The organism is Microbispora sp. NPDC088329, from assembly GCF_040685655.1.
GTDB lineage: Bacteria > Actinomycetota > Actinomycetes > Streptosporangiales > Streptosporangiaceae > Microbispora.
The window spans coordinates 25,829-40,066 of sequence record NZ_JBFBIP010000019.1 but is presented as its reverse complement, the minus strand read 5'-3'; the positions used below and the strand labels follow the sequence as shown (position 1 = coordinate 40,066).

The window sequence follows — 14,238 nt, the reverse complement described above, 5'->3', positions numbered from 1 at the left end:
CCGAAGGAGCCCACGATGACCGATCTGCTGAACACCGTGCTGGAGGCCCACGGCGGCCCGGCCCGCTGGCGGGAGGCCCGGAGCATCTCGGCCCGGCAGTTCTCCAACGGCGCCCTGTGGCCGTTGAAGGGCCACCTCGGCGCCGTCGACGACGTCACCGTGACCGTCGACCTGCATCGCCAGTTCACCACCCACGCGCCCTTCCTCGGCCCGGACCGACGTACCGCGTTCACCCCGGACCGGGTCGCGATCGAGACGACCGAGGGCGAGGTGGTCGAGGAACTGCGCAACCCGCGCGCGTCCTTCGCCGGGCACGAACCGGCGACGCCGTGGACCGCGCTGCAACTCGCCTACTTCACCGGCTACGCCATGTGGACCTATCTGACCGAGCCGATCTCCCTGGCGTTTCCGGGTGTACGGACCGAGGAGATCGAGCCGTGGACCGAGGACGGCGAGAAGTTCCGCCGGCTGAAGGTGACCTATCCCCCGGAGATCGCCACGCACAGCGCCGAGCAGATCCTGTACGTCGACACCGACGGCCTGCTCCGCCGCCGCGACTACAACGTCGACGTCGCCGGCGGCGTACCGAGCGCGCACTACATCTCCGGCCACCAGGAGGTGTCGGGACTGGTCATTCCGGCCACCCGAATGATCTACGCCCGCGACGAGAACAACGCCCGGGTCCCCGACCCCCTCGTCGTGTCCGTCCGCCTCGACGGCATCACCGTTTCTGAGAACAGGGGTTCCGCCATGTCGTCCTTCCTGTCCGACACCGTCGAGACGCGCTACGTCGACGGCCCCGAGGGCGAACGGTTCGCCTATCGGCGGTTCGGCCGTCCCGCCACGGTCCCGCTCGTGCTGACCATGCGGCTCAGAGGGACGATCGACCACTGGGACCCGGCGCTCCTGGACGCTCTGGCGGCCGAGCGCGAGGTGATCGTGTTCGACAACAGGGGCACCGGCGTTGGGTGGTCGATGGGCGGGTTCGTGGTCCAGGACGTCGCCCTGGCCGCACCGGATCTCGTCCGCCGGCTCGTGGTGGCCGGGAGTTCCGCGCTTTCGTCGTTTATCGTCGTTTGACAATGAAAGAGGAGACGAGACCTGCCGATCGGGCCGCCGCCGAGTACGCCAGTTCGTTCAAGAGGCCGGCCGACGTCGTCATGGGCCATCCCGTCCCCGACACGCCGCCCCGGGAGAACCCGTGCCCGCCCGGGATCCGGAGTATGCGGGAGGCCGACGCCGCGCAGGTGCTCGCCATCTACCAAGCCGGTCTCGACGGCGGCAACGCCAGCTTCGAGACCACGGCACCCACCTGGCAGGCGTTCGACGCCGCGAAGCTGCCGCTACACCGGCACGTCGCGGTCGACGCTGTCAGCGGAGAGGTCATCGGCTGGGTCGCGGCCGGCGCCGTCTCCAGTCGCAGTGTGTACGCCGGAGTCGTCGAGCACTCCGTGTACGTCCACCCCGGCCACAGTGGCCGCGGAGTCGGGCTGGCGCTCCTGAACGCCCTGATCCGGTCCACCGAAGCCGAGGGCATCTGGACGATCCAGTCAGGCATCTTCCCCGAGAACACCGCAAGCCTGCGCCTGCACGAGAAGGCCGGCTTCCGCGTCGTCGGCACCCGGCACCACATCGGCCGCCATCACGGCCGTTGGCGGGACGTCGTCTTCCTCGAACGCCGCAGCGCCGTCACAGGTGTTTGACCGTCGACGACCCGTGATCGTTGTAGCCTCCTCGGTGACTGCCGACCGTGAGGAGCACCGTGCCCGGCAAGGCGACCGAGGACGAGGTGGCGGAATGGCTGAAGTCGCGGGCGATACCGCTGAGCGGCCTGAGACCGGGCACCGGGATCTCCGACCTGGCGCCGCTCCGCGTCGCACTGGACGGGGTGCGGGTGGTGGGGCTCGGCGAGGCCACGCATGGCAGCCGGGAGTTCTTTTTGATCAGGCACCGGTTGCTGGAGTTCCTGGTCGAGGAGCTGGGCTTCACGACGATCGCGGTGGAGGCCAGCGCCTCGGCCTCCCCGGCGGTGGACGACTACGTGCGGGGCGGCTCCGGCGATCCGGTCAAGGCGCTCGCCGGCCTGGGCTTCTGGACGTTGTACACCACGGAGATGCTGACGATCGTCCAATGGCTGCGCGACCACAACCGCACCAGCTCACGGAAGGTGCGGCTCGTGGGAATCGACCCGCAGTATCCGGTGGCGTCGCTGGCTGCCCTGCGTAAGCACCTCGGCGATGACGCGCCGGGCCTGCTCGACCCTCTCACTCCTCTTGCCGGAAAGCGCCTGGGCGTCGGCCCGCCGCTCGACCGGCGGATCGTCGCCCACGCCCGCCGCGTGGAGGACTACCTCGCCGGCCGGGCCGCCGACACGGAACGGGATGAGGCGCTGGCACATGCGCGGCTCGTACGGCAGAGCGCCGATCTCGCGAGCAGGCCGCTTCGGCATTCGGACCCGGCGCAGACCGTCAGCGTCGCCCGGGACCGTTATCTCGCCGACAACCTCGATCCCCTCCTAGCCGACCCGAACGCCAGGGTCGCTCTCTTGGCACACAACGGCCACGTCATGAAGGGCAGTCACAGCGGCGGGTCGGTGCCCACGATGGGCCGGCACCTCGCGCAGCGTCATGGCGAGGACTACTACGCACTCGGCGTGCTCTTCGGCGAGGGCGAGTTCCGGGCCCGGCGGCCACGCTTCGGAAAGGTGAACCCGGCCAGGCCTCCGGTCACCTTCCGCGTCCCGCTCGTCCGGAAATCGATGATCGTGGAGGCCCACCTGGCCACCGCCCATCCGGGCGACCATCTGATCGACCTGCGGGGCGAACCACGGCCCGAGGCCGTGGCGCGGTGGCTCGATGAACCCCTCCGCATGCGCAGCTACGGCGGCGCGGTGGCGAGGCGCTTCGCCTACAAACTCAGCTACATGCCCACGGTGCTCGCCGAGCACTTCGACGGCATCGCCTTCGTGCCCAGGACCACCGCCTCCACCCCTTTGTAGAGCTGGACTGTCAACTGTGCGGCTGCTGACCGTACCCAGGGGGAGGCCCGTAAGGCGGCTGCTGACCGTGCCCAAGGGAAGGCCCGTAAGGCGGCTGCACCGGGGTGCCGTATCCGGGGTTCTGCATCATCTGCGCACGCTGCGCGCTGAGCCGCTCATGCTTGAGCGCCAACCGAACCGCCCCGTAGATGATGAAGAACAGAACAACCAACGAGACGATCGTTATGACCAATGACGCCGCGCTGGCCATCATCAAAGCGTCCTCCTGCCCTCGAATGTCACCCTCCCATGAGTGATGGGCACCCGTCGAGCTCGCGGCGGTTGGCCTCCACCCCCGGGGCAGGCACCGCGGCTGTCCGGAGCACGAGAAGGAGCAGGGCGATGATCCGATCCAGGACTGATGCACGTGCCCGGCGCAGGAAAGGGACAGGGATTGGTTTCTGGATTCCCGTTCTGGTGAACCTCGCCCTCGGTGTGCCCGCGAGCGCGCCGCTCTATCTGGCGTGGTGGCTGCTGACCGAATACCTGCCGATGGACTGCAGGAGCGCGGAAGACTTCGGCAGAACCGGTCTCGTCAACTGCAACTACACAATTCTCGATCACTCGTCCGTCGTAATGCTCCTCCTGGTGGTGACGGGCGTCTTCACCGTGGCATTGGTGGTTGCGATCGACGTGATTCTGCCGCTTCGGCGCGGACGGAGGCCGATGGCATGGCTTGCCGCGGCTGCGCTCATCCCCGTCCCGTTCGCGGTGTGCATGGCACTGGCCTGACGACTGGCGCTGCCTCTGCTCCGGGGCATGCGTGCGAGGTCCTCGCCGCCCGGCCGACTACTCGGTGAAATATGCGTACTCGCCGCACGCTTACGGCGATCACGTCAGCGGTCTGAACCGCCCGGAGAAGCGGGCTGTGGTGAACCGCCGAAAACGGCACATCCCGTAGACGTTGACCGAGCCGGTCCGCCTGCCGACGGCCCAACTCGGAGAGGCCGCCGTCTCCCGATCGGCCGAGCGCCTGGTCCTGTTGACCATGACGGACCAGGTACACAAGCGTGCGAGCCACCCTCACCGTCCCTCCGGCCGTGCCAGCGCTTCGTATTCGCCCGCGCGGGCAGCAGATCCCACCGTATATCTTTTCGTCGTGGGTGCCTCGAATCCTGGCGGCGATAAAAATGATGAGATTTCTTCCGGGTGTGCCATCGTCTTTGTGCTCTTCGGTCTTGCCTTCGTACTCGCCGGCGCCCGATGGATTGGGCCTGCGCTGGAGGCCGCGAGAGGCGAAGGAATCCGTGGCACATTGACGATCGAGACAAGGAACTGCCGCAAGGGATGCGACTGGAGCGGCGAGTTCGTGTCCAGCGATGGGCGGCTTCGAGTCGCCGACGTGCGCACCGATGATTTGAACCACAAAACGCAGGTAGGCGATCGCGTTGCTGTCCTGTACGTAGGAGACAGGGCATATGCGCCTGAAGGGTCCAACGAGTGGCTCGGCTTTGTCGTTGCCATGCTCGTCGGGGTCACAATCATGGGGTGGACGATCTGGGTCTGGCGGTTCTCCGGTCGATCCTGAGCAGTAGCCGGCAGAAATAGCTGCGAGGACCATCGACGGGGCCGTTCAGCCGGCGGTACCACCTCGGTTGACAGCAGTTGCCTCCGGCGGGGGCCTCGGCTCCGGGATGATCGCCCGCGCGTCGGCCGAGGCCGTAGCTGGCTGAGGTGGAGGCCTGATCATCCCGCCCGCCACGACCCAGGCAAGCCCAGCAGACCGGCTCCTACGGCTCAAGCCCGTCTGTGCCCCCTGGCATCCAATTGCCGAGGAACGGCGACCGGCTGACGTACACGCGAAGACGGGCTTGCCCCTCCGTCCCCGGCCCGCTGCCGCTCCGCGGTGGGTCGAGGCAGACGGGATGATCAGGGGAGCGAGGCGTGCGCGTCCGCGCAGGAGCACCCCGATCGCGTGCCCTAAGCCAGGGTCAGACACGGGGAATCAGGGGTACTCACGGATCAAGAAACGAAGAAGCCCCCGATCGGCATCTCTGCTGATCAGGGGCTACTTTCCTGCTGGTGGCAGGTCCAGGGTTCGAACCTGGGTAGGCTGAGCCGACGGTTTTACAGACCGCTCCCTTTGGCCACTCGGGCAACCTGCCTTGTCTTCCGCTCGCCGCGGCGACAGGTAGAAGAATAGCGGACTTCCCGGGTGCACGTGACATGGGTTCCGCGCCGGCCCCGTCGCGTGATCCTCGGGCAGCGGAGGGTCCCGGAAACTCGGAAGCGGGCACGGGGGCCCACCGGCCATAGTGGGTCGGTGATCAGAGGAGCCGAACCGGCGGATCTCGCGGCCCTGGCGGCGATCGAGCGAGCGGCGGACGGGATGTTCGTGCCGCTCGGCATCGTCTTTCCGCCGGGCACCACAGTCATCAAAGAGTGCGACGATCCCGGGCGTGTCATCGTGGCCGGGCGGCCACCGGTGGGGTTCGCCCTGCTCGGGATGGTCGACGGCCTGACCCACCTCGAGCAGATCGCCGTGCGTCCCGGCCACGGCAACAGAGGGATCGGGACAGGGCTCCTCGACGCCGTCTGTGCGGCCGCCACACAGGCCGGCACGACGGCGGTGACGTTGACGACGTTTCGCGATGTGCCGTGGAACGCCCCCTGGTACGCCCGCCGGGGCTTCCGCGTCGTCCACCCCCACGAGTGGGGGCCCGAGCTCACCGCACTGGTCGAGCACGAGCGGGCCCTCGGCATCGAGGTGGCGCCCCGCGTCGTGATGAGGAAAGACCTCTGATCACAGCGGCGCCCACTACCCTCAAAGGGCAACGGAGAGAGGACACGGACACCGATGGCCGACAGCAGTTTCGACGTGGTGAGCAAGATCGACCGGCAGGAGGTCGACAACGCCCTGAACCAGACGGTCAAGGAGGTCGGGCACCGCTTCGACTTCAAGGGCACCGGCGCGAGCATCTCCTGGTCGGGGCAGAAGGACATCGAGATCAAGGCGAACAGCGAGGAGCGGGCCAACGCCGTTCTCGACGTCTTCAAGGACAAGATCGTCAAGCGCAATCTGTCCCTCAAGATCCTGGACGCGGGCGAGCCGAAGCTGTCCGGCAAGGAGTACCGCCTGGTGGTCTCCCTCAAGGAGGGCATCGACCAGGAGAACGCCAAGAAGATCTCCAAGCTCATCCGGGACGAGGGCCCGAAGGGCGTGAAGGCACAGATCCAGGGCGAGGAGCTCCGGGTCAGCTCCAAGAAGAAGGACGACCTCCAGGAAGTGATCTCCCTGCTCAAAGGCAAGGACCTCGACATCGCCCTTCAGTTCGTCAACTACCGGTGACACTGGTCACATCCACATCACCACCACAAGGCCCTGACCTGCGGGTTCAGGGCCTTCGTCGTCTCCGGAAGACCCCGCGACCATGACTATTTGATTGCCCGAAGCAACGATCAATATATGATTGCTTAGGGAAACTAAGTTTGATCATACGGGGAAGGACTTCGATGGCGAATGCGATGACCAGGGAGACGCCGCCGGGCGCGGCGGCCCCCGCGATGACGCACCGGGAGATCCTGGAGGCGCTCTCGGGTCTGATGCTGGGGATGTTCGTCGCGATTCTGTCGTCGACCGTCGTGTCGAACGCGCTCCCCACCATCACGGCGGAACTGCACGCCGATGAGACGACGTACACCTGGGTGATCACCGCGACGCTGCTCGCGGCGACGGTCTCCACACCGATCTGGGGCAAGCTGTCCGACCTGTTCAGCAAGAAGCTGCTCATCCAGCTCGGGCTGATCGTGTACGTGATCGGCTCCGCGATCGCCGGCCTGTCCCAGAACCCCGCGATGCTGATCTCGGCGCGGGTGGTGCAGGGCCTGGGCGTCGGCGGCCTCACCGCTCTGTCTCAGGTGATCATGGCGGCGATGATCCCGCCGCGTGAACGGGGGCGCTACTCCGGCTACCTGGGGGCGGTGTTCGCGGTCGCCACGATCGGCGGTCCGCTGATCGGCGGCCTCATCGTGGACACCGACTGGCTCGGCTGGCGCTGGTGCTTCTACGTCGGAGTGCCGTTCGCGATCATCTCGCTGATCGTGCTGCAGAAGACCCTGCACCTGCCCGTGATCAAGCGCAAGGTGCGCATCGACTGGGGCGGCGCGGTCCTTATCGCCGCCTCGGTCTCGCTGCTGCTGATCTGGGTGTCGTTCGCGGGCAACAAGTACGACTGGTTGTCGTGGCAGACCGGCGCGATGGTCGGCGGGGCCGTGGTCCTCGCGGCCCTGTTCCTGCTGGTCGAGACCAAGGCCGCGGAACCGATCGTCCCGCTGCGGCTGTTCCGGATGCGGACGGTCAGCCTCGCCGTGGTCGCCAGCGTGCTGGTCGGCGTGGGGATGTTCGGTGCGACGACCTTCCTGAGCCAATACTTCCAGCTCGCCCGTGGCGAGACGCCCACGGTGGCCGGTCTCATGACCCTTCCGATGATCCTCGGCCTGGCCATCTCCTCCACGGTCTCCGGTCAGATCATCACCCGCACCGGCCGCTGGAAGGTCTTCCTGGTCACCGGCGCGTTCGCCCTCACCGCCGGGTTCGCGCTGATGGGCATGCTCCGGTACGACACCGACTACTGGCTCGTCGCCGTCTTCATGTTCCTCATCGGCGTCGGCGTGGGCATGAGCCAGCAGAACCTCGTGCTCGCCGTGCAGAACCAGGTGCAGGCGGAGGACCTCGGCGCGGGCAGCTCCGTGGTCGCGTTCTTCCGCTCCCTCGGCGGCGCGATCGGCGTGTCGGCGCTCGGCGCCGTGATGGTCAACCGCGTCAAGAACTACCTGGAGGAGGGCCTGTCCGCGCTGGGCGTCAGCGGGACCGGCACCGAGAGCGGCTCGATCCCCAAGCTCTCCTCGCTGCCCGCGCCGATCCGCACGGTCGTCGAGAGCGCGTACGGCCACGGCGTCGGCGACCTGTTCCTCTACGCCGCGCCGGTCGCCTTCCTGGCGCTGATCGCCGTGCTGTTCATCAAGGAGGTTCCCCTGCGGACCAGCGCGATCAGCGTCCGCGCCGAGGCGCCGGAGACCGACGAGACCCTCGCTCCGGAGGCCGCTCGCCAGCGGAACGGCGTCGCGCCCGGGCGTCACGCCCAGCGAGACGGGCAGCAGCGCGACAGGCAGCGGCCGCTGACGGCCGACGCCGAGTTCGCCTCGCCGAACGGCCACGCCCCCATGCACCCCCTGAACGCGCAGGCCCCGAACGCGCAGCCCCTGAACGCACAGGTTCTCACCGCGACGCAGGCCCAGCCGTACGCCGCCGTCGCCCTGGAGACGTACGGCCCGGACGGTGTGGAGATCCGCGGGTTCGTCAAGGGCCAGGACGGTGTGCCCGTGGGCCGCGCGACGCTCACGCTGATCGACGTACGCGGCCACCAGCTCGGCCGTACGGTCACCGGGGACGACGGGGGCTACGCGCTCCAGACCCCGGGCAGCGGGACGTACGTGCTGATCGCGTCGGCGGGCGACCGGGAGCCGCAGGTCGCGACGCTGGTCGTGGGCGACCAGCCGGTCGACTTCGACATGGTCCTCGCGGCCTCGGGCCGGCTCGTCGGCACCGTACGCGGGACGGACGGGACGCCCGTCGCCGAAGCGGTGGTCGTCGTGACCGACGTACGCGGCGAGGTCGTGGCCACGAGCGCGACCGACGCCGAGGGCGGCTTCACCTTCTCCGGCATCGTGGCCGGCACCTACACGCTCACGGTCAGCGGCGCGGCGTACCGTCCGGCCGCCGTCCCCGTCGAGGTGCTGGGCACCGGACAGACCCGGTACGACGTCGTGCTGCTGCCCGGCGCCCGGGTGCGGGGCACGGTACGCGTCAAGGACGGCGTGCCGCTGGCCGACGCCAGGGTCACGCTGCTCGACGCCGCCGGCAACGTGGTGGGCGTGGTGACGACCGGCGAGGACGGCGAGTACGCCTTCACCGACCTGACCGGCGGGCAGTACACCATCGTCGCCAGCGGCTACGCGCCCGTGGCGAGCACGCTGAACCTCGGCGGCCAGGGCGACGAGCCGTACGACATGTGGCTGGGACACGAGCGATGAGCGTCTCGGAAGCCCTCCCCAGGGGATTGCACGCCCTGGTGCGGAGCAGGGACGGCTGGGCCGTCCAGCACGCGGTCGTCACGGTGACCGACACGACCGGCCACCAGGTGGCGCGGGCGGAGGCGGACGCCGACGGGCAGATCGTCACCGCCCCGCTGCCGCCGGGGATCTACACGGTGGTCGCGACCGCGATCGGCTACGCGCCCGCCGCGTCCACCGCGATCGCGACCGCCTCGGGCGCCGCCGAGGCCGGCACGCTGGTGCTGGCCCGGCAGGGCGGCACCGAGCTGCCGCCGCCCGGTGTGTGGGCGATCGACCCGGAGCACTCGAAGATCTCCGCCACGGCCCGGCACCTCGGCCTCAGCAGCGTGCAGGGGCGGTTCACCGAGTTCTCCGGCCGGATCGAGATGGGCGCCACTCCGGAGGAGTCGTCCGTGGTCGCCGAGATCGTCGCGGAGTCCATCGACACGGGCAGCCGGATGCGCGATGATCACCTGCGTTCCGCGGACTTCCTCGACGTCCCGGTGCATCCGCTGATCGCATACCGGAGCACCGGGCTGTCGCCGGCGGGCCCGGACCGGTGGACGGTGCACGGTGTGCTGACGCTGAGCGGCGTCAGCCGCCCGGTCGATCTCGACATGACGTACCTGGGCACCGGCCCGGACCTGTGGGGCGGCCTGCGGGCGGCGTTCCGCGCGGTCACCGAGCTGCGCCGCGAGGACTTCGCGATGACCTACAACCAGGTCGTGCAGGCCGGGATCTCCCTGATCGGCGCGACACTGAAAGTAGAGCTGGACATCCAGGCGGTGCGCGGGTAGTCCCTGCCACACGCAGTCAGGAGGAGGCAGGCCATGACGGAGGCGGAGATCGCTCCCCGACCGCCCACTGCCGGCGAACGCGAGGCGTACTGCGCGGTCGAACGGCAGCTCGCCATCCTGTTCCGGCGCGGCAGGGCGCTCTCCGCCGGGATGGGCCGCAAGGTGCACCCCGAGCTGGACCCCGGCGCGTACGGCCTGCTCGTCCGCATCGACCAGAGCTCGCCGATGCGGTCGAGCGACCTGGCCGCCTACCTGCGGGTCGGCCGGGCGACGATCAGCCGCCAGCTCAAGGTGCTGGAGGAGCTGGGGCTGATCAGCCGCAGCCCCGACCCCGAGGACGGCCGTGCCCACCTGCTGGCCCTCACCTCCGAGGGTCGCAGGCGGCTCGACGACGCGCGGGCCGCCCGCGAGAGCCGGCTACGGACGCTGCTGGCCGCCTGGCCGGAGGAGGACGTGCGGCTGCTCGCGCGGATGCTCGAACGGTTCAACTTGCTCACCGAGGGACTGCATCTGTGACACCAGGGGTCACAGCCGTTACTACCTGCGCACCATGCGGTGGCCAATCCGTCATAAGGGACGCTTAAACTGCGCTCCAGACGTTTTCGCATCACAAACAAGGAGGCCGGAGTGGCTCCCTGGTCCACGTATCGGAAAGCGGCGAGCATCGGCGCGGCGACGCTGGCGGCGGCGCTGACCGTCACCGCCTGCGGGAGCGACTCCGCCGGCTCGGGTTCGGCGACGGCCTCGGCCGCTCCCGGGGGCGTCGCCCTCGTGAACGCCGGCAAGATCACGACCTGCACGAACATCCCGTACGAGCCGTTCCAGTTCAACCAGGGCGACAAGGTCGTCGGGTTCGACGTGGACATCGTCGACCTGGTCGCCAAGAAGCTGGGCGTGACCCAGGACATCGTCGACATCGACTTCGCGGCGATCAAGAGCGGCGCCGCACTGAACGCCGGCAAGTGCGACGTGGCCGCCGCCGGCATGACGATCACCGACGAGCGCAAGCAGAACCTGCTGTTCTCCGACCCGTACTTCGACGCCACCCAGGCGCTGATGGCCAAGAAGGGCAGCGGGATCACCTCGCTGGACGACGTCAAGGCCAAGAACCTCAAGCTCGGCGCGCAGGCGTCGACGACGGGCCTCGAGTACGTGAAGAAGCAGGGCTTCGAGCCGATCGAGTTCGCCGACTCCCCCAAGGAGCTGCTCGGCCTGCAGACCGGCCAGGCGGACGTGATCGTGCAGGACCTCCCGGTCGTGTCGACCTGGCTGAAGAAGCCCGACGTCGGCGCCAAGTTCGAGCAGGTCGCCAGCCTCGACACCGGTGAGCAGTACGGCATCGGCATGAAGAAGGGCAACGACGCGCTGGCGAAGACCGTCAACGAGGTTCTCGCCGCCGCCAAGGCCGACGGCACCTACAACGAGATCTACAAGAAGTGGTTCGGCACCGAGCCCGGCGCGGCCTCGGGCGGCGGATCGGACGGATCGGGCGCCGAGACCCCGGCCACGACCGAGTCGCCCGCCGCTGGATCGTGAGTCCCGTGAGCGAGCAGCAGGCAGCCGCTTCCACACCGGCCGAGCCCCGCAAGGGGCTCAGCCCGCGGAAGAAGCAGCGGATCAGCCGGGGCGTCCAGTACGTCCTGCTGGTCGTGATCCTGGTCGTCCTGGCCGCGCTGGCCGACTGGGGCGCGATCCGTCAGTCGTTCTTCAACCTGGACGTCGCGAGCAAGGGCCTGCCCACTCTGTTCACGGTCGCGCTGAAGAACACCGTCATCTACACGGTGACCGGGTACATCGGCGGTTTCGTGGTCGGCCTGCTGCTGGCGCTGATGCGCCAGTCGTCGGTGGCGCCGTACCGATGGCTGTCGACGATCTACATCGAGATCTTCCGGGGCCTGCCCGCGCTCGTCATCTTCCTGATGATCGGCAGCCTGCCGCTGGCCTTCCCCGGCTTCCACGTGCCCGGTGAGGTGTACGGCCAGGCGGCCCTGGGTCTCGGCCTCGTCTCGGCGGCGTACATGGCCGAGACCTTCCGAGCCGGCCTTCAGGCCGTGCCGAAGGGCCAGATGGAGGCGGCGCGGTCGCTGGGCATGCCGCACATGCGGGCGATGGTGTCGATCATCATTCCGCAGGCGATCCGGATCGTGATCCCGCCGCTCACCAACGAGCTGGTCCTGCTCTTCAAGGACTCCTCGCTCGTGCTGTTCCTCGGGGTCACCGCCGCGCAGGTCGAGCTGGCGAAGTTCGGCAACGACCAGTCCTCGACGTTCGCCAACCCCACGCCGATCCTCGTGTCCGGCTTGACCTATCTGCTGATCACGATTCCCCTCGGGTATGTCGCGAGGCGGCTCGAAGCGCGTCAGGGAGCGGGCCGATGAGCACCGTCGAGATCAGGAACCTGCACAAGTCGTTCGGGAAGCTCGAAGTCCTCAAGGGCATCGACTTCACGGTCGAGAGCGGCCAGGTCGTCTGCGTGATCGGGCCGTCCGGGTCGGGCAAGTCGACGCTGCTGCGCTGCGTCAACCTGCTCGAGCAGCCGACCTCCGGCCAGGTGGTCGTCGACGGCGTCGAGCTGACCGACCCGGACGTCGACCTCGACGCGGCACGCCGGCGGCTGGGCATGGTGTTCCAGCAGTTCAACCTGTTCCCCCACCTGACCGTGCTGCGCAACGTCACGATCGCGCAGGAGCGGGTGCTGCGCCGCTCGCGGGCCGAGGCCGCCCGGATCGCCAGGGAGAACCTGGAGAGGGTCGGGCTGATCGAGAAGGTCGACGCGTACCCCGGGCAGCTGTCCGGCGGTCAGCAGCAGCGGGTCGCGATCGCCCGCGCGCTCGCCATGAATCCCTCGCTGATGCTGTTCGACGAGCCGACCTCGGCGCTCGACCCCGAACTGGTCGGCGACGTGCTGTCGGTCATGCGGCAGCTCGCGGAGGACGGCATGACCATGCTGGTCGTCACCCACGAGATGGGCTTCGCCCGTGAGGTCGCCGACCGCGTGGTGTTCATGGACGGCGGCGTGATCGTCGAGGACGGGCCGCCCGAGCAGGTCATCGCCGACCCGCAGCACGAGCGGACCCGGGAGTTCCTGAGCCGGGTGCTGCATCCCGGCGTCTGACGCGGACGACACGAGACGATACGAGACGAGGCGGGGCCGTCGCGGCGCCCGCCTCGTCTCGTCTCCGGGGGCTCCCTTCCGCGGGCCCCTCGCGGACTCTTCGTGGCCCATTCGTGACAGAACCTTTCGTCGTCGCACCGCATCTACCCAGGCGACAGCCATCCTGGCGGGACGAAAGGAACTCCGATGAGAAAGCCCGCGATCCTCGCCCTCTCCGCGGCGGCCACCATGGCGCTGACCACTCTCGCCGGCCCGGCGCAGGCGCAGGCGCGTACGGGAGCCGTCTCCGCCTCCGCAACGGCCTCCTTCTCCGGGTCCGCCATCCGGTACGCCTGGCTGAAGTCCTGCAGCAAGAAGGACAACTACTTCCCGTGCGGCTCGTGGCACCTCCTGCTCGCCAACGGCCGTGACAGCGTGCTCAAGGACGCCCGGGTGTTCCCCCGCACGGCGAAGGGGAAGGTCGACAAGCAGTCGTACACGGCCCTGTCGGTCAGCGGCGACGGCCGCCGCGTGTCGTACTTCCGCGACAAGGACGGCAGGCTCGTCGTCCGCGACGTGACCACGAACAAGGTCCGTGTGCTCCCCCGCTCGGTGTCGAAGCCGCCCAAGGGCGTCGGCATGGGGGATCTCGCCACGACCCTGTCCCGGGACGGCGGCCTCCTCACGGTCGATTACTACGACGAGAACGACAAGGTTCCGTCCCTCCTCGTGGACGTCCGCACGGGGAAGGTGCGCAAGGTCCGGGCCGACGCCGCCGTCATGGGCTTCAGCCCCGACGGAGAGCACCTGCTCGTCTCCCGTACGACCGCCGAGAACACCACCGAGTTCAGCGTGTACGACCGGGACGGGCGGCGGACGAACAGTCAGGTCGTGCCGCAGGTGGTGGCCCACAACAGTCCGACCGCGCTCGCGGACGACGGCTCCTCCGTGGCGGTGCTGATCACTACCACCTCCGGCACGCAGCGGCTGCGGGTGTACGACCTCTCGAACGACAGCGTGGGCGAGGCGGTGAACGTCCGCGTGCCCAAGAAGGAGTCGGCCAAGCGCCTGGAGTGGACCTCCGGCGGCGACCTCAAGCTCTGGGAGACCCTCGACTCGAAGAAGACGGGCGAGACGACCGGGGTCGTGGTGCGCAGCCTCGACACCGGCACGGGAGCCACCGCCACGCTGGACTCCTTCCGGGTGAAGTCCAGCCTGTGGACCTGGTGGCTGCCCGGCGAGTGAAACGGGTTATC

General features: G+C 68.7%; 16 protein-coding genes and 1 tRNA gene. 14 read left to right on the top strand and 3 right to left on the bottom strand.

All coding sequences use genetic code 11. From position 1 onward, the window contains the following. The first annotated feature begins 15 nt into the window (after positions 1-15). The 3 genes from AB0O28_RS29305 to AB0O28_RS29295 are packed head-to-tail and all read left to right on the top strand — an operon-like array spanning position 16 to position 2,998. Positions 16-1,080 carry an alpha/beta hydrolase gene (locus AB0O28_RS29305; protein WP_363645697.1) on the top strand — a complete coding sequence of 355 codons (1,065 nt, stop codon included), beginning with the start codon at positions 16-18 and terminating at the stop codon, positions 1,078-1,080. A 2-nt stretch (positions 1,081-1,082) separates the two neighbouring features. Next, positions 1,083-1,703: an N-acetyltransferase family protein gene (locus AB0O28_RS29300; RefSeq protein ID WP_363645695.1), complete on the top strand. Its 621-nt coding sequence runs from the start codon at positions 1,083-1,085 to the stop codon at positions 1,701-1,703. Between the two features lie 59 nt (positions 1,704-1,762). Further along, positions 1,763-2,998: an erythromycin esterase family protein gene (locus tag AB0O28_RS29295; RefSeq protein ID WP_363645693.1), complete on the top strand. Its 1,236-nt coding sequence runs from the start codon at positions 1,763-1,765 to the stop codon at positions 2,996-2,998. A 10-nt stretch (positions 2,999-3,008) separates the two neighbouring features. On the opposite strand, the gene AB0O28_RS29290 is transcribed toward AB0O28_RS29295, so the two are convergent. Beyond that, complete coding sequence (locus tag AB0O28_RS29290; protein ID WP_363645691.1) at positions 3,009-3,251, bottom strand: hypothetical protein; 243 nt, start codon at positions 3,249-3,251, stop codon at positions 3,009-3,011. Between the two features lie 128 nt (positions 3,252-3,379). Between AB0O28_RS29290 and AB0O28_RS29285 the strand changes: the two genes are divergently transcribed. Further along, positions 3,380-3,769, top strand: a complete 390-nt coding sequence (locus tag AB0O28_RS29285; RefSeq protein ID WP_363645690.1) for a hypothetical protein — start codon at positions 3,380-3,382, stop codon at positions 3,767-3,769. Here the strand turns inward: AB0O28_RS29285 and AB0O28_RS29280 are convergent. Continuing rightward, positions 3,729-4,043, bottom strand: a complete 315-nt coding sequence (locus AB0O28_RS29280) for a histidine phosphatase family protein (protein WP_363645888.1) — start codon at positions 4,041-4,043, stop codon at positions 3,729-3,731. The genes AB0O28_RS29285 and AB0O28_RS29280 overlap by 41 nt on opposite strands. Positions 4,044-4,136: 93 nt before the next feature. Here AB0O28_RS29280 and AB0O28_RS29275 point away from each other — a divergent pair, with 93 nt between their 5' ends. Next, entirely contained in the window at positions 4,137-4,565 is a 429-nt protein-coding gene (locus AB0O28_RS29275) for a hypothetical protein (protein WP_363645688.1), read from the top strand. 492 nt (positions 4,566-5,057) lie between these two features. On the opposite strand, the gene AB0O28_RS29270 is transcribed toward AB0O28_RS29275, so the two are convergent. Next, positions 5,058-5,142 (bottom strand) — tRNA-Tyr (locus AB0O28_RS29270). A 158-nt stretch (positions 5,143-5,300) separates the two neighbouring features. Between AB0O28_RS29270 and AB0O28_RS29265 the strand changes: the two genes are divergently transcribed. The 9 genes from AB0O28_RS29265 to AB0O28_RS29225 all read left to right on the top strand — a co-directional run bounded on the left by AB0O28_RS29265 (position 5,301) and on the right by AB0O28_RS29225 (position 14,227). Then, a complete protein-coding gene (locus AB0O28_RS29265) occupies positions 5,301-5,780 on the top strand; it encodes a GNAT family N-acetyltransferase (RefSeq protein ID WP_363645686.1) in 480 nt (159 codons plus the stop codon). Positions 5,781-5,834: 54 nt separating this feature from the next. Further along, complete coding sequence (locus AB0O28_RS29260; RefSeq protein WP_363645684.1) at positions 5,835-6,326, top strand: YajQ family cyclic di-GMP-binding protein; 492 nt, start codon at positions 5,835-5,837, stop codon at positions 6,324-6,326. Between the two features lie 164 nt (positions 6,327-6,490). Then, on the top strand, positions 6,491-9,070 hold the full coding sequence (locus AB0O28_RS29255; protein WP_363645682.1) for an MFS transporter: 2,580 nt from the start codon (positions 6,491-6,493) through the stop codon (positions 9,068-9,070). Continuing rightward, positions 9,067-9,888 carry a YceI family protein gene (locus AB0O28_RS29250; RefSeq protein ID WP_363645680.1) on the top strand — a complete coding sequence of 274 codons (822 nt, stop codon included), beginning with the start codon at positions 9,067-9,069 and terminating at the stop codon, positions 9,886-9,888. Before AB0O28_RS29255 ends, AB0O28_RS29250 begins: the two co-directional genes overlap by 4 nt. Positions 9,889-9,921: 33 nt before the next feature. After that, positions 9,922-10,404, top strand: a complete 483-nt coding sequence (locus AB0O28_RS29245) for a MarR family transcriptional regulator (protein WP_363645678.1) — start codon at positions 9,922-9,924, stop codon at positions 10,402-10,404. Between the two features lie 111 nt (positions 10,405-10,515). Continuing rightward, the gene (locus AB0O28_RS29240; protein WP_363645676.1) at positions 10,516-11,424 is read left to right on the top strand and encodes an ABC transporter substrate-binding protein; all 909 of its coding nucleotides are present in this window, start codon (positions 10,516-10,518) and stop codon (positions 11,422-11,424) included. Between the two features lie 5 nt (positions 11,425-11,429). After that, the gene (locus AB0O28_RS29235) at positions 11,430-12,266 is read left to right on the top strand and encodes an amino acid ABC transporter permease (RefSeq protein WP_363645675.1); all 837 of its coding nucleotides are present in this window, start codon (positions 11,430-11,432) and stop codon (positions 12,264-12,266) included. Further along, positions 12,263-13,003, top strand: a complete 741-nt coding sequence (locus AB0O28_RS29230) for an amino acid ABC transporter ATP-binding protein (protein ID WP_363645673.1) — start codon at positions 12,263-12,265, stop codon at positions 13,001-13,003. The genes AB0O28_RS29235 and AB0O28_RS29230 overlap by 4 nt, the downstream gene beginning before the upstream one ends. 186 nt (positions 13,004-13,189) lie before the next feature. Further along, positions 13,190-14,227: a hypothetical protein gene (locus AB0O28_RS29225; RefSeq protein ID WP_363645671.1), complete on the top strand. Its 1,038-nt coding sequence runs from the start codon at positions 13,190-13,192 to the stop codon at positions 14,225-14,227. Positions 14,228-14,238 lie beyond the last annotated feature (11 nt).

Bases quoted from the DNA above. Each gene is read 5' to 3' on its own strand.
- AB0O28_RS29305 (WP_363645697.1), top strand. From the start codon at position 16: ATGACCGATCTGCTGAACACCGTGCTGGAGGCCCACGGCGGCCCGGCC.
- AB0O28_RS29300 (WP_363645695.1), top strand. From the start codon at position 1,083: ATGAAAGAGGAGACGAGACCTGCCGATCGGGCCGCCGCCGAGTACGCC.
- AB0O28_RS29290 (WP_363645691.1), bottom strand. From the start codon at position 3,251: ATGATGGCCAGCGCGGCGTCATTGGTCATAACGATCGTCTCGTTGGTT.
- AB0O28_RS29285 (WP_363645690.1), top strand. From the start codon at position 3,380: ATGATCCGATCCAGGACTGATGCACGTGCCCGGCGCAGGAAAGGGACA.
- AB0O28_RS29260 (WP_363645684.1), top strand. From the start codon at position 5,835: ATGGCCGACAGCAGTTTCGACGTGGTGAGCAAGATCGACCGGCAGGAG.
- AB0O28_RS29255 (WP_363645682.1), top strand. From the start codon at position 6,491: ATGGCGAATGCGATGACCAGGGAGACGCCGCCGGGCGCGGCGGCCCCC.
- AB0O28_RS29250 (WP_363645680.1), top strand. From the start codon at position 9,067: ATGAGCGTCTCGGAAGCCCTCCCCAGGGGATTGCACGCCCTGGTGCGG.
- AB0O28_RS29245 (WP_363645678.1), top strand. From the start codon at position 9,922: ATGACGGAGGCGGAGATCGCTCCCCGACCGCCCACTGCCGGCGAACGC.
- AB0O28_RS29230 (WP_363645673.1), top strand. From the start codon at position 12,263: ATGAGCACCGTCGAGATCAGGAACCTGCACAAGTCGTTCGGGAAGCTC.
- AB0O28_RS29225 (WP_363645671.1), top strand. From the start codon at position 13,190: ATGAGAAAGCCCGCGATCCTCGCCCTCTCCGCGGCGGCCACCATGGCG.